Genomic DNA, 23,146 nt, shown 5'->3' with positions numbered 1-23,146 from the left:
TAAATAAGGGAAGATAACAACATTATCACATGGCACGTTTACAAGAACATAGAGAAAAACTTAACTTAACTCAAAAAGAACTATCAAACATCTCTGGTATTTCGATACGAACCATTCAGCGCATCGAATCAGGGGTTCCTCCAAAAGGATACACTTTAAAAACCTTAGCCAAAACCCTGGCTATTAATGAAAATGACCTATTAGAAGAAAAAGAGGTTACGGAGCAAATCGATTATACACTTCTAAATATAATTAACCTTTCCTCTCTATTGGTATCCTTTATTCCAATTATTAATTTTCTCACTCCACTTACCATTGCTATTTTAAAAAAACAATACAACCTCCAAACTAAGCAAATTATAAACATTCAGGTACTATGGACAATCTTATTCCTGGTTATTCTTGCTTTAGGAACTTTCATAAATGCAGGAAATCTAATTCGAGATTTTTTTATAGCCATCTTGTTTTTACTAATACTAGCCAATCTTTTTATCATTCTTAGAAATAGTATTGAAATCAATAAAAACAACAAACTATATTTCTCTCTTAAGATTAGAATTCTATAGCATTCATAATACGTGGCGGCTTTATGGCGCTTTATTGGCGGCTTTTTTTTATACTTTTTTTTCTCCTCTTACTGACCTTTGTTTCATAAACAAAAAAGAAAAATCATGAAAAAAAACACCCCTATAATGATGTTTCTAATCATCATTACTGCTACTCTCTCTTTCTGTTATGGTCAAAACACTCAACATAAGATAAAAAAAATCGACACCCTTTTTTCCCGCTGGAACGAACCTCATCACCCCGGAGGTGTTGTGACTATTTTTAGAAAAGACACCCTGCTTTTTTCTAAAGAATATGGAATGGCCTCTATCGAATATTCTGTACCTAATAAAATCAATACTATTTTTAATATAGGATCTATCGCTAAACAATTTACTGCCCTCGGAATTATCCTTCTCGAAAAGCAAAAAAAACTTAACATCAATGATGACATCAGAAAGCACCTTCCTGATTTTCCAGATATGGGCACAACCATTACAATCAAACATCTGCTATATCATACGAGCGGTATTAGAGACCTGCACGGATTACTTGCATTAGCCGGATGGAGAAAAAATGATGTTATGAATACTCATGATATATATCGGATTATAAAAAAACAAAAAACTCTTAATTATCTACCTGGAGAAGAGTTTTCATATTGTAATACCGGTTATATATTATTAGCAAAAATCATTGAAAATATCAGCCATTCTACTTTTAGTACATGGATGAAAAAAAATATCTTTACCCCACTTGGAATGCAGAATACTTATATCAAAGATTCGCATGATGCACTATGTACTAATACTGCTACCTCTTATTATGGAAATAAAGATTTCAAACAAGCATTAGACTATTGGGCATATTACGGATCTGGGAATATATACTCAACTACCAATGATCTTATTACATGGCTGAAAAATTTTACATCTTCTTCTTCCCGGTGGAAAAATTCCTTTACTAAACTCCTAGTAACAGGAGTTCTAAACAATGGAACCTCTACTAACTATGGTTTTGGAATTCGAGTAGAAAATCATCTGAACAGAAAAGTGATTCAGCATGGAGGTCTTGTTGGTGGTTACAGGGCTATCATTCGTTCTTATCCTGAAGAAGACATTCATATCGTTATTCTTTCTAACTATAGCGGTAGTGACATTCTATCAAAAACAGATATAATCTCCCAATTACTGTTAGATACTAAAAAACACCCTGTAATCGAGAATAAAAAAGCAGTAACCTCTCCCGAGTTTACCTCTCTCTCTAAAAAACAACTATCAAAATTCGAAGGAATTTACTGGAACCCCACAGAAAAATACGGTCGAACTATTTATATAAAAAATGATACATTGAGATACCACAGATCAGCAAATAATGAACATTCTTTGCTCCCCCTGAATACACATACTTTCCTAATGGAAAATACTGAAAATGTCCAGGTTCAGTTCGAAATGACAAACAAACATGATCAAAAAATGATTGTAATCATTCCTAATGAACCTGCTACAGTTTTTACTTATCATTCAAAAAAACTAAAAACCAATTCCCTCGCTCAATATATCGGATCATATTATAGTGAAGAACTAAAAACCACCTATTCTATCTCGCTAGAAGACAACACCTTATATATCGAACATATTCGACATGGAAAAATAAAATTAATGCTTTTATATAATGATATTTTTTCTGCCGACTGGCCTATAAATTGCTTAGAAGTAAAACGAAACAAAAAAGGAATAATTGAAGGTATAAAAATATCAAATGGCCGAACCAGAAATGTTTGGTTCAAAAAAATAAAATAGAAGAATCGGTTATTTTTCTATTCAAAAAATGATTTACATTTATACTCGTACTAGCCAAAATATACTAATGAGAATTTGTATTGCACAAACCAAAGCTAAAAAAGGAGATATCGCTTATAACATAGAGAATCATAAAAAATGGATTCGTATCGCTATCTCAGAAAAAGCAGATTGTATTTTCTTTCCAGAACTATCTCTTACCGGTTATGAACCAGATCTAGCACAAGAACTTGCCGGAGATCAGAATGATTCCAGGCTAACAGTTTTTCAAGAATTAAGTGATATGAATGCTATTGTCATAGGTGTTGGGTTCCCTATTCGTTCTGAAACAGGCATTTATATAGGGATGATCTGCATACAACCACATACTCCTAAACAGACTTATAAAAAACAATTATTGCACAGTGATGAACTCCCTTTCTTTGTTCCGGGAGAAAAACAACTTATACTGACTATAAAAGGTGTAAGAGTAGCTCCTGCAATCTGCTTTGAGTCTTTGCAAACAAGTCACGCCATCAATGTAACTTCACTACATGCAGATATCTATATGGCTAGTGTTGCCAAATCGCAATCTGGACTAGAGAAAGCATATATTCATTATCCAACAATTGCTACTCAATATTCGATGCCTGTATTAATGGTTAATGCTATTGGACGTTGTGATACTTTTGATAGCGTAGGGCAAAGTGCTGTCTGGGACACTTATGGAAATAGAAAAGAAGAGCTAAGCAGTGATACGGAAGGACTTTTGATATTTGATACGAATACTCTGGAACTCATCAAAAAATAAAATTACCTCTTAAGACTATATAAAAAAGGAGGGAATCCCTCCTTTTTATATATTATTTATACATCAAATCGACATCGGTTCTTCTTAATCCGCCTTTTTTTCTTCTTTTGGAGCAGCCAGTTTTACCAGCTTTTCTTCACTCTTTTTAAGACTCGTCTTCACCTTGGTTACTTTTTCCTCATGTTTTTTAACACGTGCTTCAACCTGGGCTACCTTTGCCATTTTTTCGTTGTATTCTTCTTCTGTAATTTCACCCGCTTCCTTTTGAGTAGCCAGACGCTCCCGGGTTTTCTGAATCTTATCTTTCCCTTTAGCACTTTGTGCTTCTAAAAAAGCTAATTTTTCTTTCTTCCCATCAATACTACTCTGTACTACTTTTGCTTTTTCATTCTTAAATGCAACCCGCTTTTCTTTTATTTTTTCTCTTTTTTCTTTGGTCGCTTCTTTGTATTCTGAGAGTTTTGCTTTTAACTCAGGATTAGCCGCTATATAAGCCTTTCTTTCTTCTGGAGACATTCCTTTCATTTTTTCTTTATGTTCTCCTAAAATTGCTTTTCTTCCTTCTCTCAGTTCTTTTTTTGCCTCTTTTATCTCTCCCTTTTTTTCTTTTAATTCTTGCTTTTTCTGCTTCACCTCTTTACGGTGCGCTTTCATTTCTTCTCGTTGTTTTTTGACTTTTTCTTTCTGCTCTTTTATCACTGTTTCCGACTTTTGAGCATAGGTAGTTCCAACGAATGTTACTAATAGTACTATAAGGAAATATTTTGACAGTTTCATACGTATTGTTTATAGGTTATCTAGTTCATTAATGGCATTATCAATATCTTGTGTTTCTTTCTCCAGGGATTCTAGTTCCTGATTTACCTGATCCGCTTCTTGGTTAATGGTCTCGATTTGCTGATTTAACTCTGCAGCCTTCTTTTTTTCTTCCTCTGCTTTCTTGTCTACACAAGCAACAAAAAGGAAACTCATGGCTAATAGTGTGAAAAGTGTTTTTCTCATAATAAAAAATATTCATAGATTGAGTTATTAAGATACTCATTTTTAAAATCATACAACCAATGAACGTTTAATTTTATTCCTAAAAATCGTTATAAGTACCAATCATATCGATATTCGATAACAACAGATAATACATTTACTCATTAATAAGCTTGTAAATGTTTTAGAACTTATTTCTAAAATATAAGTGATCTTCTTCAGAATATTCATAGAGTTGCCCAAGAGTGTTTCTTCCTTTCACTTAAAATTTTGACATGATAAATCTTCTTAAGAATAAGTAACCTTTTAGGACTTTTGTATACATACATATAAACATTTATAATTTTATACCTGCGAATGACCCATTTTATATTCATTAGTATCATTGTTGCTGCTGGGAGTTATTTTATTTTTCGCCCTAAAAAAAAGATCAAATGGGTGCTTCCTGAAACGGCGTTTCCGGATGCATGGAGAAAGATATTAATCGAATACGTTTCTTTTTATTCCTCATTATCTCCTAGTGAACAGCAGCGATTCGAATATAAAGTTCAGGAATTTTTATTAAACTGTCAGATTATAGGAGTTCGTACCTCAATTGATACCACCGATAAAGTATTGGTAGCCTCCAGTGCTATTATTCCTATTTTTGGTTTTGATGACTGGAGATATCCTAATATCAATGAAGTTTTGATATACCCCACTGCTTTTTCCAGAGACTTTGCTACCGAAGGAAGTGGTAGAAATATTCTGGGAATGGTCGGTACCGGTTATATGGAAGGGAAAATGATTCTATCTCAGGAAGCATTAAAACACGGGTTCAAAAACGAATCAGATAAAAAGAATACCGCAATTCATGAATTTGTTCATTTAATTGATAAGACAGATGGGATAATTGATGGAATCCCTTCTCTGTTACTGGAAAAACAATATTCAATTCCCTGGATAGACCTCATTACTAAAAAAATCGACGAAATCTATGAAGGTACGTCCGATATCAACCCTTATGGAGGAACCAACCGGGCAGAGTTTTTCTCCGTAGCAAGTGAGTATTTTTTTGAAAGACCTAAATTATTATCAAAAAAACATCCTGATTTATACCGTTTATTAGAACAAGTATTTAATCAGGATATGAGTACCCGGAATCTGAATAAAAAAAAGGTAAAAACCGGTCGCAATAGTGATTGCCCCTGTAATAGTGGAAAGAAGTTTAAGAAATGTTGTGGAATGTATCATATTTTATAAAAACGACCACCGTTTTTTATTAGAAGTGATATAAGGTCTGTAAGGTTACTCTAAAAATAAAAAATGAGATCTTTTTTAAAAAAAACACTGAAATACAAGCATATAAAAACAAAATGACGGGTGAATGACGGGTAAAATTCCATATAAAGACGGTATAGAATAGCGAACTAAAAAGTAGTTTTGCTCGGAACAATTAACAAAAAACGAACAGCAAAATTATTATTTGTTGTAAGAGGTAAAATTTCTGAATACTGATTCGTATTCGTACTTTTAAAAATGAATTCTACTATCATATGGATTCATCGGTAAGCGATTCATCCCACACTGAGTCTCAAAAAATTGATATCTCAGTAATTCCTCGCACTTATACCGTCAGTGACAAGAGTAAAAATAATAGCCTCTGAGTAAAAAAACAAGGCGACAAATGGAACAACCAGCATTAGGAAAAAAAATATCCGAATTAAGAAAATCAAAAGGATTAACTCAGGAAGAGTTGGTCGAAAAATGTAATATTAGTGTCAGAACGATCCAGCGAATAGAAAATGGAGAGGTCACTCCCCGATCCTATACCGTAAAAGCTATTTTAGCCGCTTTAGAACAGGATATGAGTACTTTTGTTGAAAATTTCACAAAAAATGCCAAAGACACAATTGGTATTTCATCTCCCTTGCAAGAAAGGAATACACTCCTTCATACTCCTATTTCTGATCATCAGACCAAACAATTACACATCGCCTGGTTTGCCGGTATCGTCTATTTTATCTGTTCCTTCTTTGAGGTAGCTGCAGAATATATGACCTTTGACGGAAGTCAATCCTTGCTTGGAACGACCTTCTATATTCTTATAAAAATAATCTTACTCATTTCTCTATTACTTTTTATACGTGGTTTTATTGTTATAGGAGAATTATTTAATCATCAATGGTTAAAAACAATTAGCTATATCTATGCCGGATGTACTATCTGTCTAATCGGGTATGAAATGCTAACCGTATATCACCCTTCAGAATTGGATAAAGTCACCTATGTTGCTGCTGCAATCATTTTTGGAGGAATCAAAATTTTCTTTGGAGCTTCTCTTCTCAAACTTCAAAATGACATTAGTAGCATTGCCAAATACGCAGGAATTTTGGAGATAATAGCTGGAGTTCTCTTAATGACGGTTATTTTATTTTTTATTGCAGATATCATCCTTATGTTTGCAGAGATTATAGAGATCCTATTAATCTATCTTGTCATCAAAAAAAAGGAAAAATCTGATATAAACTTATGAGATTTTTTATAAGAAATGGATATTACTTCCAGGGCAAGTCTTAAAATATTTATATCTGGGCAATCAGGTAATAAAAACTAATTATAGATACAGAAAGGGAAGGGAATATATTTGTTATCTTAATAACAACTCAAAGCAACACACTTACAATCAATCATTTTCCCTTTTCTTTCTGTTATAAACTCTTTCTATTTTTAGTAAACAAAATTGAGAAAACATTCTTCTGAAATACAGTACCTCAATCTAATCTTTAGTATATATCCAGATAATCTGATTATTCTTTACTGTCTAAGGTAAGTTTAGTATATAAAAGCTTCCTTATTAGTCGATAACTTTTTTATCTTCGTAACTAATTGTAGTAACAAATCATTCTAAGTATTCCTTGGAAATACATCAATGTAAAGAACTACTCCTATGTAACTATTCTGGGGTTCAAAAAAGATAATTTTAATTCGGGAGCGACTTCGAAATATGTAAACCCCAATGATTAAACACTTATAATGAGCATCTTCAAAAAATTGTTTGGAAAAAATGCATCAAAAGATCGTATTCCTGATCAGGATACAGAATTTCGACAGGTGCTAAAGAAAGATTTCAAAAATGTTAACGAGTTACTGGAACAGCATGCCGGGCTATCCTATGAAAAACAAACTATTTTTAATGATCTTACCGGAGGAAGTGCCTGGAACATCGACATGAATACAGCATCCATTTCCTTCGGTTCTCTTAGCTATCCAATTCAGGTAATCGGTTCTTTATCATTTAATGATTATTCCTGGATGTGGGGATGGGCTAATACAAAAAGTGGGATTCCTCAGCACCTTTTGACAAATGCATTACAATTACAACGATTTGGAGAACAACACCAAGTAGAAGAATTCACTAAAGGACATTTTTATGCAGAGGAAGGGTTCGAACATACTATGGGACTGATCGCTAGTGGGCTCTCAAATGCCAATGCATATTTTTGTGCAAATTACGGACAGGGAACAATGGTGGTTACAATACAAAGCCCTGATATTCCTCCTGTAGATACAAATTCACTGGAAAAAATGATAACTGTATTCCCACAACTCATTAGTGCCATGGATATACATCATAAAAATGCGCTTCTCCATTATATGATAGATAAAGAAATTCCTGTCAAAATAAGTGACACAAAAATAGAAGGTCAGAAAAACGGGAAATATATAAATGCTGAATTTGATGAAATGGGAAGAATGCTGAAAATTGACGGAACTCTATAATCTAACATGACAAAAACTTCTTTTTTTGGAAGAAATTATTACGTTTTTAATTTACTCAGGTATTAGCGTTACGCTATTTTTAGTATTACTCTTAAGTAGAAAATGGAAGAGCGGAACTCCTCCCAAAGTACTTAGTTATTTCCTTATTAGTTACCTGATCTTATTTCTCACACTCAGCAGTTCTTATCTAGAAAATGATACTATTTCCTTCTTTATTTTCCCCATAGGAATTGTGATTCCTTTTGCTATGGGAACATTGTTATTTTTCTATATCAAAGCAATCTATTATCATAAATTAGTTAGCGCAAAAGTTATTTTAGCTCATCTTATCCCCTTTTTTCTAGCCATACTCCTATGTAGTATTCCTGCGTATCATATGAACAATATGGGACAAAATATTAAATACAATATTTCTTATAGTATCCCATGCATCGGTCTTATCCATTTTGGTTTTTATATTTTCAAAAGTTACAAGCTTCTCCGAGAATCCAGATCGGAAGTAAAACAATACTACGCATCACTTTATAAAAATGATTTGAAATGGTTAGCTATTTGGGTAAAAGGTTTTTTTCTTTTTTTTATCATTGATCTTATCTCTGGGCTACTTATCAGTATTTTTACCTCTTCATTGGAATTCGTTATTTACTTTCAGATTTTATACCTCGTTTCTCTGATATGGTATTTAGGCTACTACGGCATCCACCAAACTACAGTATTTCTTCCTTCTTCTATACTGTCAGAAGAAGATACTTCTCCCCCTTCTTCTACTTCTATCGTACATATCGATTGCCAATCCGAAGAGTTAATACTAGCACGAAAAAAATTAGAAACAATATTTACTGATCAGGAATTGTTCAAAAAACAAGATTTGTCACTTCGAGAAACTGCTGTCACTCTAGAATTATCTAATAAAAAATTATCCCATATATTAAATGAATGCCTGCAAACTAATTTTTATGAATATGTCAATACACACCGAGTACGGTACTTTTGTAAAAAAGTCAAGGAAGGAGATGCTGAAAAATTAACTCTTCTGGCTATAGCATATGAAGCAGGCTTTAATTCTAAAGCTACATTTAACCGAGTTTTCAAAAAACAAACTGGAATGACTCCTATTCAATTCAAAAAACAAGTGTAGAAAGGTCTCACTGCTTTCCATGAGACGACTCAGCTGTTGTTTATCAGTTTATTTGCACATCGTAAAACTGAAAAACAACTTATTTATGAGTACGACAACTGTTCAAAAACAGCAGGCATTTCAAAAAGGAAAAACGTACATTTTCTGGTTACTATTAATCTCCTGGGGAGGTGGCTTTGCTTCATTGGCTGCTATTGAATCAGATAACCTTATTGCTACATCTGTCATTCATTTTATCTACGGAATCCTACCTGCAACCATCGCCTTTATCTTTACTAAAAAAGGAAAAGAAAAATGGAAACAACTAAAATTTTTCAAACCAAAATTAAAAAATGTCTTTCTGGCTTTTCTAATACCTATTCTTTATTTTGGGGGTATAACCTGGGTACAAATTGCACTGGATGCCAAAAGCTCCCCCGATTGGTCTACTGTTAATCCTCTATTAGTCATCATTGGATACCCTGTTACCGTCTTTCTGGTACTGGGAGAAGAAATTGGCTGGAGAGGTTATTTACAACAACATTTATTTGATGCACTTGGGGCTCTAAAAGGTTCTTTATCTCTGGGACTTGTATGGGGATTATGGCATTTGCCCATCGCTCTGAATGGCTTTGTCTTCCCAGAACATCCCTACACAGAAGCTTTTATTATATTTCCTTTAGCTGCAATCTGTCAATCCATACTTATTGCTTATTTGGGGTATAACAAATATTCCATCTTTATAGGAGCCATTCTCCACGCAAGTAATAATCATTTTGGTAGTCTTTTTGTATTAATTCCCGAAACGAATAACGAATCTCTTAGTATCACGATCTATGTAATTTTTTATCTCTTTCTTATCGGTGTGTTTGGATATCTCTTATACAAAAAGACCCAACAGAAAAAGGCTAAAACCCCGATACCAGCTTCCATAAATTAATAATTACTTAACCTTAAAAACAGGTATATTTTTAATTTTGGAAAAAATTTAATAATTTATAACGAGAAAACAATATTCAATACTTCCTGGTTGCATATAACTAACGAATGTATTCAATACACTATATCGTGACAAACCAGAGGCATCTGTCCAGAAACAGTTTTTGATTTTGAGCAGATGCCTTTCGGTAGTTCCTTTTAATGTGTAGACTATCAAGCTTAAACACAAGGAATCATTATCTAAAAATACGTTTTTAATTTCCTAGTTTCCTTTGAAGTAATAAAATATTGGATTGTCTAGAAATTCAACGATACTAATCTCTTTTTTTTAAAATAATGAAAAATGTACAACTAATAACCTCCCCTCAAGTAGCAGCTGTTTTTGATGCCTATCCCGATAACATTCGTCCGAAAATTGAGAATCTGCGAAACCTTATCTTGGAAACTGCTAATGAATTAACAATGATTACACAACTGGAAGAAACCCTAAAGTGGGGAGAACCTAGTTATATAACCAAAACAGGAAGTACCATTCGGATAAACTGGAAAGCAAAAAAACCAGATCAGTATGCCATGTATTTTCAATGTACCAGTAAACTCGTTCCTACCTTCAAACTGGTGTATAAAAATACATTTTCGTTTGAAGGAAATCGAGCACTTGTTTTTGCTCTTCATACTCCTATTCCTGTAACCGCATTAAAAAAATGTATCGGAGCTGCTCTTACCTATCACAAAGTAAAACAACTACCTTTATTAGGTATGTAAAATTTTACTTTCTATGAAAATTTTCTATGCTTTAGGGATAGATTCATCCCAGAACCTGTTTAAGAATCGTTAAACTTTTCTTATAAGTTCTTCGCTTCTCCATCAATATGTATCTTTATCAATCATATTAAATAATACATTATTCAATGGGGAATAAAATACTCTTACTAATAACGATTCTAAGTACTTGCTTTGTTTTTGCACAGCAAAAAGATACTGATCTTAAAACGCATCAACGAAAGACTATCCAATCTGATATATTAAACGAAGCAAGAGAGTTTCAAGTATATCTCCCACCTAGCTACTATTTTAACAATCAAGGGAGTTTTCCTGTTATATATCTTATGGATGGGGACTATAATTATGGATATGTTACCAACCTTGTAGAATTATTATCCAGTGTCAGCGGAAAAATTCCTGAGTTTATTATAGTGGGAATTGCCGATAAAGGAAAGCTTCGTTACAGAGCCAATTGTACTCCTGCTTCAGTTTCCGGAAAAAATGGAAATGCAACCAATTTTATGCAGTTTATTGAAAAAGAATTACAACCCTATATTCATAACAACTACAGAGCATCAACATACGATATTCTTATCGGTCAATCAATAGGGGGGTTATTCGTTACTAATTACCTATTGGAACGCCCTGAAACGTTTAATACCTACATTGCTATTGACCCGGCATTGTGGCTTGGCAACTATGAAATTATCAATCGCGCGGACAAACATTTTGAAAGCACAAAAAAACTAGATGCTTCCTATTTTGTCTCGCTGGCAGATACAAAACAGATGGGAGTACGACAGATGGTAGGAATACTAGACAAGCATTTTCCTTCAGAAAAGAATTGGCATTTTATGCATTTCGAAAATGAAAATCACAATTCAGTAGGACTTTTAACAATTAAACAAACACTGGAACAACTATTCAAGAACTGGGAAATCACCAGATCACAGTTTTATACCTTCAAAAGTGCTCAGGAAATCATTGATCATTATCATCAATTATCTACAGATTTTGATACTTCTTTTTCCATTCCTTCCTATTTTCTAGGCAATGTAATTTATTATTACTTTAATCATAAGAAAGAGCAAGATCTATCAATCCTGGAGAATGAGATTACTGATAAATTACCTGGATCACTTGAGGATTTCTATATACAATTAGCGACCAACTATCTGGAAACTAAGCAGTATAAAAAGGCATTGGAAATCTATCAAAAACGCATCAAACAAAACCCTACTTCGTATGCATCTTATGAAGGTATTTCTAAAGTATATCTGGCACAAGGAAAACAAAAAGAAGCCTTGGAAATGAGTAAAAAATCAATAGAAATAGCAAAAAAGGGAGATGCCAGACAATGGATGCTTAATGAACTTATGGCTAATACAGTACAAATAAAGAATTCTAAAAAATAAGGTTATATCAGAGATTCTCTCTGATTACATTATATTAAGTACAAAAAACACTCCTGAACAAGCCTTTTTGAAAGAACTTGTTCAGGAGTTAATCAGCAGATTGTCAATAAAAACAAAATATAAACTCCATTCGTCGTTTCGGAACAACTTGAAGAGTTGTGTGTTTGAATCTCTAAAAAGAATGTCGAATCGTACGACCGTTTAACTGCTGTTCATTTCTGTAATTATGCAAAGGCATTAACTTTTGTAATGCTACTACTTGCGCTACTGATATAGTAATTGGTTCTTCCATAATGTACCACTGTACTCCTTCTGTACAAGGAGGAGTTGTCAAGGATCCTGTATAATGATAATAATTGGTTTGTTGTGGCAAAGCACTATTGATGTCAAATGAAGTATCTATTTCTTTTCGTTCTCCCTCTCTTACTGGCAGGTAGTTTTCTAAAAATTCAAAAGCAGGACTACTTTCTCCCTCTTTTACCATAACAGCAATCACTGCATAGGCTCCTTCTTCACTCCTATGGACAAAGTGAATCACCATAGGATATCTGATTCCCTGAATCGTATGCTCTGCAGGTTCGTGAAAATGAAATTGTAATAGTTCATACCTGATTGTATCTATCTGTATATAATCTCCTTTTTCAAAATCATATTGAATAGAATGCCCATTGTTTACTACCGCATCAATATCCGTATCATCATCATAATGAAACTCGATTGGTTGTAAACTGCTATCATCGATTGCTGCTACAATATTTATTGGAGATTGGTATCGTCCTCCACAATCAGCTCCTTTCTCTACTTCTTCCCAATGTTCAGGACTTGTTTCTCCATGGTAGCTCCAATGCTTATTTTTGGATGTATGGCTTCTTTTTTTTGAAGAAGATGTATCTATGTGGCAGCATCCTTTGCCCAGGAGACTTCCTAGTATTATAAAAAAAATAATGGTATTTTTCATCTGTTTTATTTGTGATTATTACGACCATAGAGAGTTGACCGAATACGCGTTCTGTTAGCTATCAATATCATCTTCTATGGACTGTTTATGAATTGACTTTGGAGAGTCCCTCCCTTACACCTTCTTATCCAGTATCCCCTTACATTTATTATTATCAAATATGAATGTATTGTCTTTATAAAAAGAGGTCATGTCTGTAAACAATGTGTCTTATTTCTCAGAATAATAGCATGTACACATATTCTTTATCAAACATGATAAGACAAAAGATAGGAGGTAATATTTATTAATGAGGTGTAATTTTTAAACAGCAATAAATAAGATATAAGCTATCAGTATTATAAAAAATATCTGAAAAAACTGAGAAAGACCTTCTTATTCTTATATGATTAGTTCCTTTACAGAGGGCAGCTACAAAAGAATTGGTATCACTATCTTCTTTCGTATCTGTATTGCTCTCTGCATTACTATAGACATTACTTGATAAAAGATAATCTATTGATTCCTTACCTTCTTTATTTTCTACCGTTGTCAATAGGGGATCAGAAACTGAAGAAGCTGCTGATAGTTCTTGTACTGATAAGGATATCAGCAAAAACAGAAAAAAAGTCTTACAAAGATAATATGATTTAATGCAGCATAATTTCATTACAGAATACAAAGGTAAACGGATCTCCTGAAGAGCATTCACATTTTTCCATATTTTAACACTGTATTTAACACCTCATAACAATATTGATATTCAATATATTACAGGTTTTTCACAACTCTGTTACGAGTTTCTTCCATAAATTGTCTTTAAATTTTCTGGAGAAATAGCCCGTATGCCCTATTTTCTGTACTCCCATTTCTGCCGGGATTATTCGTTGTATTTGTATCTGTGCATTTTTATAATACTTTAATAACTTAGTCGCTGTAGTTTGATTAGCTAAAGGATCATCTGCCACCTGAATAGATAATAATGGGATTTTTATTTTATCAAAAAATAAAGATTGGTTAGTGTCTCTAAAATCATCTTCAAAATAGGTTGGATTAGTACACCATTTTCTCCATTCCAACGCCACTCCTCTAGGCAGGTTTTCTCCTTGTTTTACTTTTCTGGCATTAACATACCCGAATATTTTTGTGTGAACCGGAATCATTATATACCAAAAAAAAGCCGGAAGCCATTTATACGGACTATCCATATCTTTCCAATACCCTGTAGAAGATGCAATTAAAACCAACTGATCAATTTGATCACAATTTTTCATCAATCCGATCATCTGTCCCCCCATACTATGCGCTACAATAATTTTTTTATCCTCAGGAAAATGAGTCAATACCCAATTAAAAACTGCTGTCATATCTAACATCCCCCAGTCTCGGATTGTAGCTTTGAATCCTTTTAAAGATGCCGGAGCAGACTCAGCAATTCCTCTATAGTCAAATGTAAGAGTTGCATAACCTTTTTCTGTAAGGTAGGAGGCGAAATTCGCATATAATTGTTGAGGAATTCCTGTGCCACTATGTATCTGAACAATTCCTTTTCGATCACGTGTAGGAACCCTTAAGATTGCAGACAGTTCATAACCATCCTCTGCTATAATTATTATTGATTGTTCTTCTATCATACCAATCTGGTATTAAATACTAGTTACCAAATGCTATTTCATAAATATACATAGAAAAAAGCTATGCATAAGTCCCCCAACCTAATACATAGCTTTTAATAGAGAAAACAATACTTGAATAGTATAATTTCTGGGTATTAGAGTAATCGTTTAAAAATATATCTGGTGATAAAAATTCCACGTCCGTCTTGCTCTCCCGCATCACTTTCTACAGCACTCACTACAAAGGCTAAATCCCATCCTTTTGCTACCATATCAGTAATTTTAGAAGAAATAACCGCATCATTTGCTGCTATATTCTGAAATCGAATTCCTCCCAGATTGTAGAAATTAAGAAGTTTGGTTTCTTCAAAATCCTTAACTCTTATGTTCTTTCTTTTAGAGGTATTTCTACCATTATCTTCTTTGGTTCTGCTAGAAGTAAATTCTTGGAAATCCCGTTCTTCATTAGAAGAAATTAAGCGGGAACGACCTAATCCATTTTCTACAATAGATTCTATACTCGTTATTACTTTCACTTCATACTTTGGTGCATTTTCCTGTGCCTGGCTTTGTGCAGCTATAAACAAGCTGATAATTGCAATTAAAATTCCATTTTTCATAATATTCTATCTAATTTTTAATACAATAAATATGATAGATTGACATTCCCCACTAGAATATCTCCCTATCTATTTAGATGTCGATAGAAATATCATCTCCCCCTATTTTAATTTCAAAAAAAATAAAACTAAAAAAAAACTCCTTACTTTATAAAGCAAGGAGTTGTTTATCTTAGACACTGTACTAACATAAATTTAGTATTCCCACTGTCGTTTTTTATTTAATTCTTCTTGTGCTGCAATTTCTTCTTTTGGAATTACTTTTAAAAACGAAGGATGTTGTTCTATAGCGTATTCCAGTTTTTCTACAATCTCATCAATCGATTCATTATCATAATCGATATCCAGTGGTTCTTTGATAACCATTGATTGTAGAATACCTCTTTTCTTTATTCGTATTCCTTTTTTATCAAAAGATCTTCTGAATCCGTCAATAACAATCGGAATTACTATTGGTTTATACCGTTTAATGATATGAGCTGTTCCTTTTCGGATGGGTTTAAAGGGTTTGGTTGTTCCCTGCGGAAAAGTAATTACCCATCCATCCTCTAATGCGTGGGATATATTGGTAATATCACTCATTTTTACCTGTCGGTTGATATCTTTTCCTTTTTCTCTCCAGGTGCGTTCTACAGTTATTGCTCCTGCATATGCTAATATCCTGGCTAGCAATCCATCTCTCATCGTTTCTTTTGCTGCTACATAATACAGGTTTAGTTTGGGTTGCCAAAGATATCCTACATTTTTAATAGAGTCTACACGTCCGCTTAAACTTGCATTAAAAACATGAAACATCGCTACTACATCTGCAAAATAGGTTTGATGGTTCGACACAAACAATACATTATTATCACGAAGGTTTTTAATCACTTCGCTTCCTTCTATTTGTAGTTCGTTAAACCCCCGATAACGTCTGTGCGTTATCGTTCCCATTATGCGGATCAGCCATTTCTTTAGAAACAAAATATGTCCAAAACGATTTCTTTTAAAGAATTTCATAAATCTAGTGGGTCTTATAAAAATCGGTCAAAGATACAAAATCATTATACTATAGCCCGCTTTAAAAGCATTTTAAGCTCACTCAACATCATTGCAGTTGCTCCCCAGACATCATAACTGTTTAATTCAAAGATCGGTACTTCTATATTCGTAGCATAAGAAGTAGTTAATTTTTTACTGTTTACATTTTTTTCGTCAAGTAATTCTGTCAGTGGTACCTCGATAATCTCTTCTACTTCTTCTTCCTGAGCAATAAAGTCTGGGCGATGATCGATTGTTCCCATATAAGGATGCACCCAGAAATTAGACGGCGGGATATATACTTTGGTCATTTTTTTTAGCATACGAACACCTGCCGTATGTACTCCTACTTCTTCATTAGTTTCCCGTAGCGCTGTCGCTAGATAATCCTTGTCACCCAATTCTGCCTTGCCTCCCGGCAGTGCGATCTGCCCGGAATGTACTCCTTCATATGTGGGACGTAAAATCAAAACTAAATGCATATGGTTATTTTTGGGGTATAGCAACATCATAACCGCTGCATTTCTAGGATTCTTACTTTCTATATGGATACTTTTTAATGCTCTTTCTCTGTCTCCTGGGGTCATAAGTCTGTGAGAAACTTCTCCCGGCACTGACATTTTCTGTATTTTTGGGACTAACTTATTAAATGTATCAAATGTCATTCGTTAGAATCTTTTATATAATTAGCTGTGCAACTGTATTCTTCTTGTCTAGTTGTGAAGATAAACAATCTAAACAGAAAATACCTCCTATTAAAAATATAAAAAAAACTACCACTTCTTCTAAATCTGCAACTGATACGGCCTCTTCTACTCCTAAAGAAGAAAAGAAAGAAGACATCGAAGCTTTCAGGCTATCTAATGACAACCTCCATGCTTTTTTTGAAGATTACGGTAAAAAGCATCCGGAATCACTGGTGAAGGTGACAACTAAGTTTGGAGATATCCATATAAAACTCTACAAAGAAACCCCACTACACAGAGCTAACTTTATCTATCTGGTCAAGGAAAAATATTTTGATGAAACCTTTTTTTACCGAGTAGCTAAAGGATTTGTTATCCAAGGTGGGAACAGTGACCGTCAACAAATGGCTCAAAGACGCTTTGAAATTGGGGATTATACCTTACCTCAGGAGCCTATTAAACGATTAAAACATGTTCGCGGTGCTGTAGCCCTGTCTAAACAATGGGTTGATAACCCGTCAAACCGTTCTACCCCATTTGAATTTTTTATCGTAGCTGCCAGAAAAGGAGCTCCTCATCTTGATGGAGAGCATACCATCTTTGGGAAAGTTATCAAGGGGATGTCTGTGGTGGATAAAATCTCTAATGTTCCAGTTGACGGCAGTGAATGGCCAATAGAAAATATTTTTATTAAAGCCACTGTAATTAAATAGTATTCTTCTTAAATTGCTATGTAAGCACTTTTATTTTCCTGGATGTAACCTATTCATCATGTTCTATCGGATCAATTCTTAATTGCTTAAACCTCCAGACATATTCATTCGTCTTAGGGTTTTTCTCTGGGATAGCATTTGTTATCCGCTCTAATGTGAATGACACCATGACATTTTCATCATATTTATGTAAGACACCTTCATTATCATATAGAACTAAATCTTGTGGAGTAAATGAATTTGGTAGATAACATGAATTTTTATCTTCTTTTCCAAAATGAAAAGGAAGATGCTCTATAAAAGTACCATCTGGAGCGCTGAATATTAGGTTGAGAGGTGCTCCAATTCTTCTTGTAATATTAGCATTTGAAACAGATGCTCTGCCTATAAGTGCAATACGCTTACCATCACTCGATGTTTTCTTTCTTAACTCTTTATAGGTTTCAATAGTTATAATTTTTCCTTTCTCTCCAGATCCTTGAAATACATCTCCTCCGTTTTGAAAAAGAAAAAACAGGACTACTGCTATACCCCCTCCTATGTATTGTATGGTTTTGCTAATTTTCATAAGTTTTAATTTTTATTTAGTTTCTTCGTTTCTCTACCGATTCTCTTAAACATTTCTTTTCGCTTTTCTTCTGCTTCATTTTTCTTTCTTTTGCTTTCCTTTTCTATTTCTTCTCTTGCTTCCTTATCAAAAGCAAGTAATAATTGTTCTAAATGTTCATTATCAACTATTCTCATTTTTTGTAGAAAAACACCTCCACCTAAAAAAATGAGCATTACTGTGACTATGAGTTTTTTCAAACTAATAGTTTGTCCTTTTTTATAAGCTTTTATAGTAAGGTAAAGCCCTAGTGAACCTATCAATAGTATAACTGATGGGAATATAAACCACATGATTTTTGTTTTAAAAGTTCTGTAGTTGTTTACTATACTGTGTCATTTTTGCACCGAAATTAGTTACGAACATATCATCTAAATCATCTGCCTTTAAAGCCAGTTGAGCGATATCTTCGAGAAATTCTTCTTTGTTCTCTGAATACAAATCACTTATATGAATGCGGTAGGAAAGAAATATCTGATTGTTAGAAATGGATAATCTATGCTTTCCTATATCAGCAGTTAAAATATATTCATATACTTCTGCTAAATTTTTTCGGGGTAAATCATTTAATGGAGAGGTCGCAAATAAATAATTATTATCATACACAAACATTCGTATTTCTGCACTCCCTTGATGAAAATACCACCGTTCCCGACCTGATCTTGTCAAAACGGGATCTAAATCTAATTTGGTAATGGCTTCTTCTACTTTTAAACTAAAATCTGAAAGCGGATTTTCTTCAAATAGTTTTTCATCAATATCGTTTCCACAATTAAGGCAATATTCTGTTTTTTCTTCAATTAAGCCATTACAACTAGGACAGCCTAAAGTAAACTTACCAGATAACTCACTAACAATTTCCAATTCTTCACGGAGCGTTTCCATCGGGATAGCAAATCCCATATTATCCGCATCTGAAAACTTAGAGGTTACAATACCTACTAATTCCCCTTTTTCATTAATTACGGGACCACCACTATTTCCCGGATTAATCGCAGCATCTGTTTGTATAAAGTTCCTGCCGTCAATAACCTGTCTGGGATTAGACACAATCCCTTCTGTAACAGTAAATGGCATACCATATGGATATCCCAACACCAACACTTTATCTCTGGAAATGGTTTCGTTATTGTGCTTGATATGTATGGTTTCGACAGGTTTTGGTAAGTTTTCTACTTGTAAAAAAGCAATGTCTTTTCCTTGATTTATATACACAACCTTTGCTAAATATCTATTCCTGTCCTGCCCTTCTACACTTACTGATAAACAGCCAGATACTACGTGATAATTAGTTACAACAACATGATCTTGCAGGCTATAAAATCCTGTTCCAGATCCATTTGCCGTATTGATTCTATACACAGATTTTTCTATATTTTTAATGATATTCATAGATTAGCTTACTTTAAAATTAGTCATCATTTGCTGGATTGCTGCCATTGATTGTTTCATTTGTTCTCCCATTATTTTTGATAAATCCATACCAAAATCATTATCAAATAGAAAGTCCTCCATAATGGTTTCCATTCCTTTCATTAAAACCGGTGCTGCCTGGTTCCAATTCTGTCCATCAGCTTGAGCTAAAGCATTTATAATGGGTTCACCAATGCTTTCGTCAACCAGATTATAGTAGAACAATCCGTAAAAACAGGATTGTAATACATTCGAAGCATCTTCAAACCTGGCATTGGCTATCATTTCTTGCACATCAGTATAACTATCTGCCCAGTTTTCTCTAATATTTTCCTTTTTACCACTATACTTATAAGGTATAAATGTTTCTACCTGATATAGATCTGCTGAAAACTTATCTATAGAATAGTTTTGCAACTTTTTTAAACTTGCTTTTCCCTGTAGCAACCGATTCTGAAAAGGAGTATTTCTGTCAAAAATATCATCTATAGCATTCTCTAATACAGTACGTAAATACCCCTGCGGCTCTGCATAAAATTCAATCTTTTTTAAAGTGATATTTAACGTATACCAAGCATTGTTTTCATGGCGATTTTCCATATAATGATCAAAACGCTGTAAACCTTCTTCTATAATTTTTTGATAATTAGCATATGCTGCTTTCTTTATATCATCTGATAAAGGTGTTATATTTGGTTCTTGAAGATGTGCTGCATTAAACTTTTCTATAAACTCATCGTCGTAACTATCTGCATAATAACAAATTTCTCTAAGTACTCCGTAGATTTTATAGGGTTCGCATACATTTATAGGGCAAGAAAAAGAAAAGTAAACCAACTCATTCTCCAATGCGACATTGGTAAGATTAAGCGGAGACATACGTATTTCTGCTAATCTGCGCATTAGCGGTACTCTTTTAGCATTCGCTATGTTTAGAAAAGGACATTTTATCACCAGTTCATCTACTGTTTGTGTAATAGTGATGACTACAGACCCATGTGCTATTTCATAAGTATTGCCATTTTTTTTGTTTTGTAAATGACTACCCACATAATCCAATATCGTGGGTAAAACTTTATCGTATTGTTTACTATTAAACAAAGCTATTGCTTCATCCCACTTTTCTTCTTGTCTGGTAGCTACTTTTTTTGCATGTATTGGCGGAAAATAGGTGTTGTTTTTATTCATTTTACCATAGTTAATTGATGGATCTAATATTTTCTTAATAGAGAACCTCATTCAGTACCAAATCTGACTCTAATGTTCAGCCTTTTTAAGAACATGATACCAAATAAGTACTTCTTAGGAGTAAGCAAACCACCTTGTTGTAAAGATGGTTTGCTTTTTTGAATCAAAAGTTTTAGAAAGCTCTTACTGCTCGCATTTTTATGTTGCTCCCTGCTGTTCCTTTATTTAGGAAAAATGCCGCTCCATTGTTGTCGAAATAAATTAACCAAGCCGTATTACTATCATTTTGTGATGAACTCCAATAAAAAACACCAGAAGCTAAATTTGATCCTCCATTTAAAACTGCAGTATTATTTATTGTTGCTCTGTGGGTATGCATTTCCTGTAACGCATCTTTACTGGGTAAAAACCAATCGGAATATCCTCCAGAGGTACTGTTTGATGCAATATCTGCTGCAATACCAGCTGTAGCGCACTCAGCTAAAATGGCAGTTGTATTAGCTTGACCTTGTCCTATCTCTGTTCCAATAGCCCCAGCTATATTTGTGCCTTGACAACCCCATCCCCCAATTATAGGAAAGTCACTAACAGTACATACCAAACCATGACTAATATCTGAAGGATCTAGCCAAAAAATAACACCTCCATATTTAAACTCACCAATTTCATTTACATCATTAAGATTAACTGTAGCTATAGCTGTTTCGATACCTTCTGAATTACTTACAGAAATATTTGCTGTAATTGTAGGGTTGGTTTCAAAATCGAACAAGGTAGCATCGGCAATTGTTAATTCTCCAGTACTGGCATTTATACTTAACGCCCCAGCAGGTGTTTGAGAAGCAATACTAAAACTTAAGATTCCTATACCATTGGTCTGAACGGTACCAAGGATAGATCCATTGGTAGAGTTTTCATCAATAGTTGTATTGAATTGCTGGATACTTAATTCATTTACATTAGTAAGGTTAATTGTCACATCTGCACTCTCAGTATTTCCAGCATTATCAACAGTAACAGTTGCCGTAATCGCAGGGTTTGTTTCATAATCAAACAAGGTAGCATCAGCAACGGTTAACTCTCCCGTACTAGCATTTATACTTAATGCTCCTCCTGGCGTTTGAGAGGTAATACTAAAACTTAATGTTCCATCACCAGTAGCTTGCACTATACCAAGCGACTGCCCATTGGCTGGGTTTTCATCTATAGTAGCGGTAAAATCCTGAATACTTACTTCATTTATATTAGTAAGATTGATGGTGGCTGTCAAGTGTTGCATACTCCCTGAATTATCAACCGAGATAGTAGCTGTAACTACCGGATTAATTTCAAAATCAAACAAAGTAGCATCAACGACTGTCAACTCTCCTGTGTTCGCATTTATGCTTAAAGCTCCATTGGGTGTTTGAGAAGTTATATTAAAAATTAATGCTTCACCTCCGGTAACTTGAACAACACCTAATGATTGCCCATTGACTGGATTTTCATCTATGGTAGTTGTAAAATCCTGAAGACTTACTTCATTTACATCGGTAAGATTGATGGTAGCTGTCACATTTTGTGTATTTCCAGAATTATCAACCGAAATAATTGCCGTAATTACAGGATTTACTTCAAAATCAAATAATGTAGCATCAGCTACTGTTAATTCTCCTGTACTGGTATTAATGTTTAATGCTCCTTCTGGTGTTTGAGATAGTAAGCTGTAACTTACCGTTCCATCACTGGTAGCCTGAACTATACCAATAGTATCTCCATTTATCGGATTTTCATCTATCGTAACACTAAAATCTTCAGTAGTTAACTCTTTTAGATTATTTAAGTTAATGGTTATTTTTGCTGTATTTTGAGCCCCCTCAGCAGAAACAGTTGCCGTAATTGTAGGGTTTGTTTCGAAATCGAACAAGATGGCATCGGCAACGGTTAGTTTTCCTGTTTTTTTCTCTATAGCCAATGCTCCTGCTGGTGTTTGCGCAGTTATACTAAAACTCAAGGAGCTGTTATTATCTGTTTGAACTTGACCGAGAACCTGCCCATTTGCAGGGTTTTCATCGACCGTTACTTTCAAATCTTTAAGATTTATTTGAATATCATCATCTTTGCTACAACTAAAATTAAGTAACAATATAATTAGTAATAAAGGGGAAAATTTCAATGTTCTTTTCATGTTTATTTAACTTTTATTTTTTGGTAGTTTAGATTGATAAAATCTCCTGTTACCTTATAGAG

24 protein-coding genes are annotated in these 23,146 nt (G+C 33.8%); 11 read left to right on the top strand and 13 right to left on the bottom strand.

Annotation, left to right across the window (positions count from 1 at the left end):
• Nucleotides 1–29: 29 nt before the first annotated feature.
• The 3 genes from HN014_RS14585 (at nucleotide 30) to HN014_RS14575 (ending at nucleotide 3,138) form a co-directional block, all read left to right on the top strand.
• On the top strand, nucleotides 30–566 hold the full coding sequence (locus tag HN014_RS14585; protein ID WP_176029585.1) for a helix-turn-helix domain-containing protein: 537 nt from the start codon (nucleotides 30–32) through the stop codon (nucleotides 564–566).
• 105 nt (nucleotides 567–671) lie between these two features.
• On the top strand, nucleotides 672–2,348 hold the full coding sequence (locus HN014_RS14580; protein WP_176029584.1) for a serine hydrolase: 1,677 nt from the start codon (nucleotides 672–674) through the stop codon (nucleotides 2,346–2,348).
• Nucleotides 2,349–2,415: 67 nt separating this feature from the next.
• Nucleotides 2,416–3,138: a carbon-nitrogen hydrolase family protein gene (locus tag HN014_RS14575; RefSeq protein ID WP_176029583.1), complete on the top strand. Its 723-nt coding sequence runs from the start codon at nucleotides 2,416–2,418 to the stop codon at nucleotides 3,136–3,138.
• Between the two features lie 84 nt (nucleotides 3,139–3,222).
• On the opposite strand, the gene HN014_RS14570 is transcribed toward HN014_RS14575, so the two are convergent.
• Both HN014_RS14570 and HN014_RS14565 read right to left on the bottom strand, forming a co-directional pair.
• Nucleotides 3,223–3,915, bottom strand: a complete 693-nt coding sequence (locus tag HN014_RS14570; protein ID WP_176029582.1) for a hypothetical protein — start codon at nucleotides 3,913–3,915, stop codon at nucleotides 3,223–3,225.
• Between the two features lie 9 nt (nucleotides 3,916–3,924).
• Nucleotides 3,925–4,140 carry a hypothetical protein gene (locus HN014_RS14565; protein ID WP_176029581.1) on the bottom strand — a complete coding sequence of 72 codons (216 nt, stop codon included), beginning with the start codon at nucleotides 4,138–4,140 and terminating at the stop codon, nucleotides 3,925–3,927.
• Nucleotides 4,141–4,476: 336 nt separating this feature from the next.
• Here HN014_RS14565 and HN014_RS14560 point away from each other — a divergent pair, with 336 nt between their 5' ends.
• The 7 genes from HN014_RS14560 to HN014_RS14530 all read left to right on the top strand — a co-directional run bounded on the left by HN014_RS14560 (nucleotide 4,477) and on the right by HN014_RS14530 (nucleotide 12,117).
• Nucleotides 4,477–5,361: a zinc-dependent peptidase gene (locus tag HN014_RS14560; protein ID WP_176029580.1), complete on the top strand. Its 885-nt coding sequence runs from the start codon at nucleotides 4,477–4,479 to the stop codon at nucleotides 5,359–5,361.
• A 424-nt stretch (nucleotides 5,362–5,785) separates the two neighbouring features.
• Nucleotides 5,786–6,634: a helix-turn-helix domain-containing protein gene (locus HN014_RS14555; RefSeq protein WP_176029579.1), complete on the top strand. Its 849-nt coding sequence runs from the start codon at nucleotides 5,786–5,788 to the stop codon at nucleotides 6,632–6,634.
• 500 nt (nucleotides 6,635–7,134) lie between these two features.
• Nucleotides 7,135–7,881 (top strand): DUF6882 domain-containing protein, encoded by a 747-nt coding sequence (locus HN014_RS14550; protein WP_254884014.1) that lies wholly within the window; start codon nucleotides 7,135–7,137, stop codon nucleotides 7,879–7,881.
• A 25-nt stretch (nucleotides 7,882–7,906) separates the two neighbouring features.
• Nucleotides 7,907–9,019, top strand: a complete 1,113-nt coding sequence (locus HN014_RS14545) for an AraC family transcriptional regulator (RefSeq protein ID WP_176029578.1) — start codon at nucleotides 7,907–7,909, stop codon at nucleotides 9,017–9,019.
• An 85-nt stretch (nucleotides 9,020–9,104) separates the two neighbouring features.
• Complete coding sequence (locus HN014_RS14540; protein ID WP_176029577.1) at nucleotides 9,105–9,938, top strand: CPBP family intramembrane glutamic endopeptidase; 834 nt, start codon at nucleotides 9,105–9,107, stop codon at nucleotides 9,936–9,938.
• 335 nt (nucleotides 9,939–10,273) lie between these two features.
• Entirely contained in the window at nucleotides 10,274–10,702 is a 429-nt protein-coding gene (locus tag HN014_RS14535) for a DUF1801 domain-containing protein (protein WP_176029576.1), read from the top strand.
• 146 nt (nucleotides 10,703–10,848) lie between these two features.
• Nucleotides 10,849–12,117 (top strand): alpha/beta hydrolase-fold protein, encoded by a 1,269-nt coding sequence (locus HN014_RS14530; protein WP_176029575.1) that lies wholly within the window; start codon nucleotides 10,849–10,851, stop codon nucleotides 12,115–12,117.
• A gap of 172 nt (nucleotides 12,118–12,289) precedes the next feature.
• Here HN014_RS14530 and HN014_RS14525 read toward each other — a convergent pair whose 3' ends face one another.
• The 6 genes from HN014_RS14525 to HN014_RS14500 all read right to left on the bottom strand — a co-directional run bounded on the left by HN014_RS14525 (nucleotide 12,290) and on the right by HN014_RS14500 (nucleotide 16,975).
• The gene (locus tag HN014_RS14525) at nucleotides 12,290–13,075 is read right to left on the bottom strand and encodes a carbonic anhydrase (RefSeq protein ID WP_176029574.1); all 786 of its coding nucleotides are present in this window, start codon (nucleotides 13,073–13,075) and stop codon (nucleotides 12,290–12,292) included.
• A 286-nt stretch (nucleotides 13,076–13,361) separates the two neighbouring features.
• On the bottom strand, nucleotides 13,362–13,670 hold the full coding sequence (locus HN014_RS14520; RefSeq protein WP_176029573.1) for a hypothetical protein: 309 nt from the start codon (nucleotides 13,668–13,670) through the stop codon (nucleotides 13,362–13,364).
• A 166-nt stretch (nucleotides 13,671–13,836) separates the two neighbouring features.
• Nucleotides 13,837–14,688: an alpha/beta fold hydrolase gene (locus HN014_RS14515; RefSeq protein ID WP_176029572.1), complete on the bottom strand. Its 852-nt coding sequence runs from the start codon at nucleotides 14,686–14,688 to the stop codon at nucleotides 13,837–13,839.
• A gap of 137 nt (nucleotides 14,689–14,825) precedes the next feature.
• Nucleotides 14,826–15,290, bottom strand: a complete 465-nt coding sequence (locus tag HN014_RS14510) for a hypothetical protein (RefSeq protein WP_176029571.1) — start codon at nucleotides 15,288–15,290, stop codon at nucleotides 14,826–14,828.
• A gap of 195 nt (nucleotides 15,291–15,485) precedes the next feature.
• On the bottom strand, nucleotides 15,486–16,289 hold the full coding sequence (locus tag HN014_RS14505) for a 1-acyl-sn-glycerol-3-phosphate acyltransferase (protein WP_176029570.1): 804 nt from the start codon (nucleotides 16,287–16,289) through the stop codon (nucleotides 15,486–15,488).
• Nucleotides 16,290–16,333: 44 nt separating this feature from the next.
• A complete protein-coding gene (locus HN014_RS14500; RefSeq protein WP_176029569.1) occupies nucleotides 16,334–16,975 on the bottom strand; it encodes a CoA pyrophosphatase in 642 nt (213 codons plus the stop codon).
• Between HN014_RS14500 and HN014_RS14495 the strand changes: the two genes are divergently transcribed.
• Nucleotides 16,969–17,709, top strand: a complete 741-nt coding sequence (locus tag HN014_RS14495; protein ID WP_176029568.1) for a peptidylprolyl isomerase — start codon at nucleotides 16,969–16,971, stop codon at nucleotides 17,707–17,709. The genes HN014_RS14500 and HN014_RS14495 overlap by 7 nt on opposite strands.
• A 49-nt stretch (nucleotides 17,710–17,758) precedes the next feature.
• Here the strand turns inward: HN014_RS14495 and HN014_RS14490 are convergent, their stop codons facing one another.
• From HN014_RS14490 to HN014_RS14470, 5 genes are all read right to left on the bottom strand, one after another.
• Entirely contained in the window at nucleotides 17,759–18,277 is a 519-nt protein-coding gene (locus HN014_RS14490; protein ID WP_176029567.1) for a hypothetical protein, read from the bottom strand.
• Between the two features lie 5 nt (nucleotides 18,278–18,282).
• On the bottom strand, nucleotides 18,283–18,609 hold the full coding sequence (locus HN014_RS14485) for a hypothetical protein (RefSeq protein ID WP_176029566.1): 327 nt from the start codon (nucleotides 18,607–18,609) through the stop codon (nucleotides 18,283–18,285).
• Nucleotides 18,610–18,619: 10 nt separating this feature from the next.
• On the bottom strand, nucleotides 18,620–19,708 hold the full coding sequence (locus HN014_RS14480; RefSeq protein WP_176029565.1) for a trypsin-like peptidase domain-containing protein: 1,089 nt from the start codon (nucleotides 19,706–19,708) through the stop codon (nucleotides 18,620–18,622).
• Between the two features lie 3 nt (nucleotides 19,709–19,711).
• Nucleotides 19,712–20,917: a hypothetical protein gene (locus HN014_RS14475; RefSeq protein ID WP_176029564.1), complete on the bottom strand. Its 1,206-nt coding sequence runs from the start codon at nucleotides 20,915–20,917 to the stop codon at nucleotides 19,712–19,714.
• Between the two features lie 172 nt (nucleotides 20,918–21,089).
• Nucleotides 21,090–23,084 carry a hypothetical protein gene (locus HN014_RS14470; RefSeq protein ID WP_176029563.1) on the bottom strand — a complete coding sequence of 665 codons (1,995 nt, stop codon included), beginning with the start codon at nucleotides 23,082–23,084 and terminating at the stop codon, nucleotides 21,090–21,092.
• Between the last annotated feature and the right edge of the window lie 62 nt (nucleotides 23,085–23,146).

Origin of the sequence: Aquimarina sp. TRL1, assembly GCF_013365535.1 — a bacterium.
Classification (GTDB): Bacteria; Bacteroidota; Bacteroidia; order Flavobacteriales; family Flavobacteriaceae; genus Aquimarina; species Aquimarina hainanensis.
Note: the sequence above shows the minus strand (reverse complement) of the source record. Positions and strands in the feature narration are given on the sequence as shown.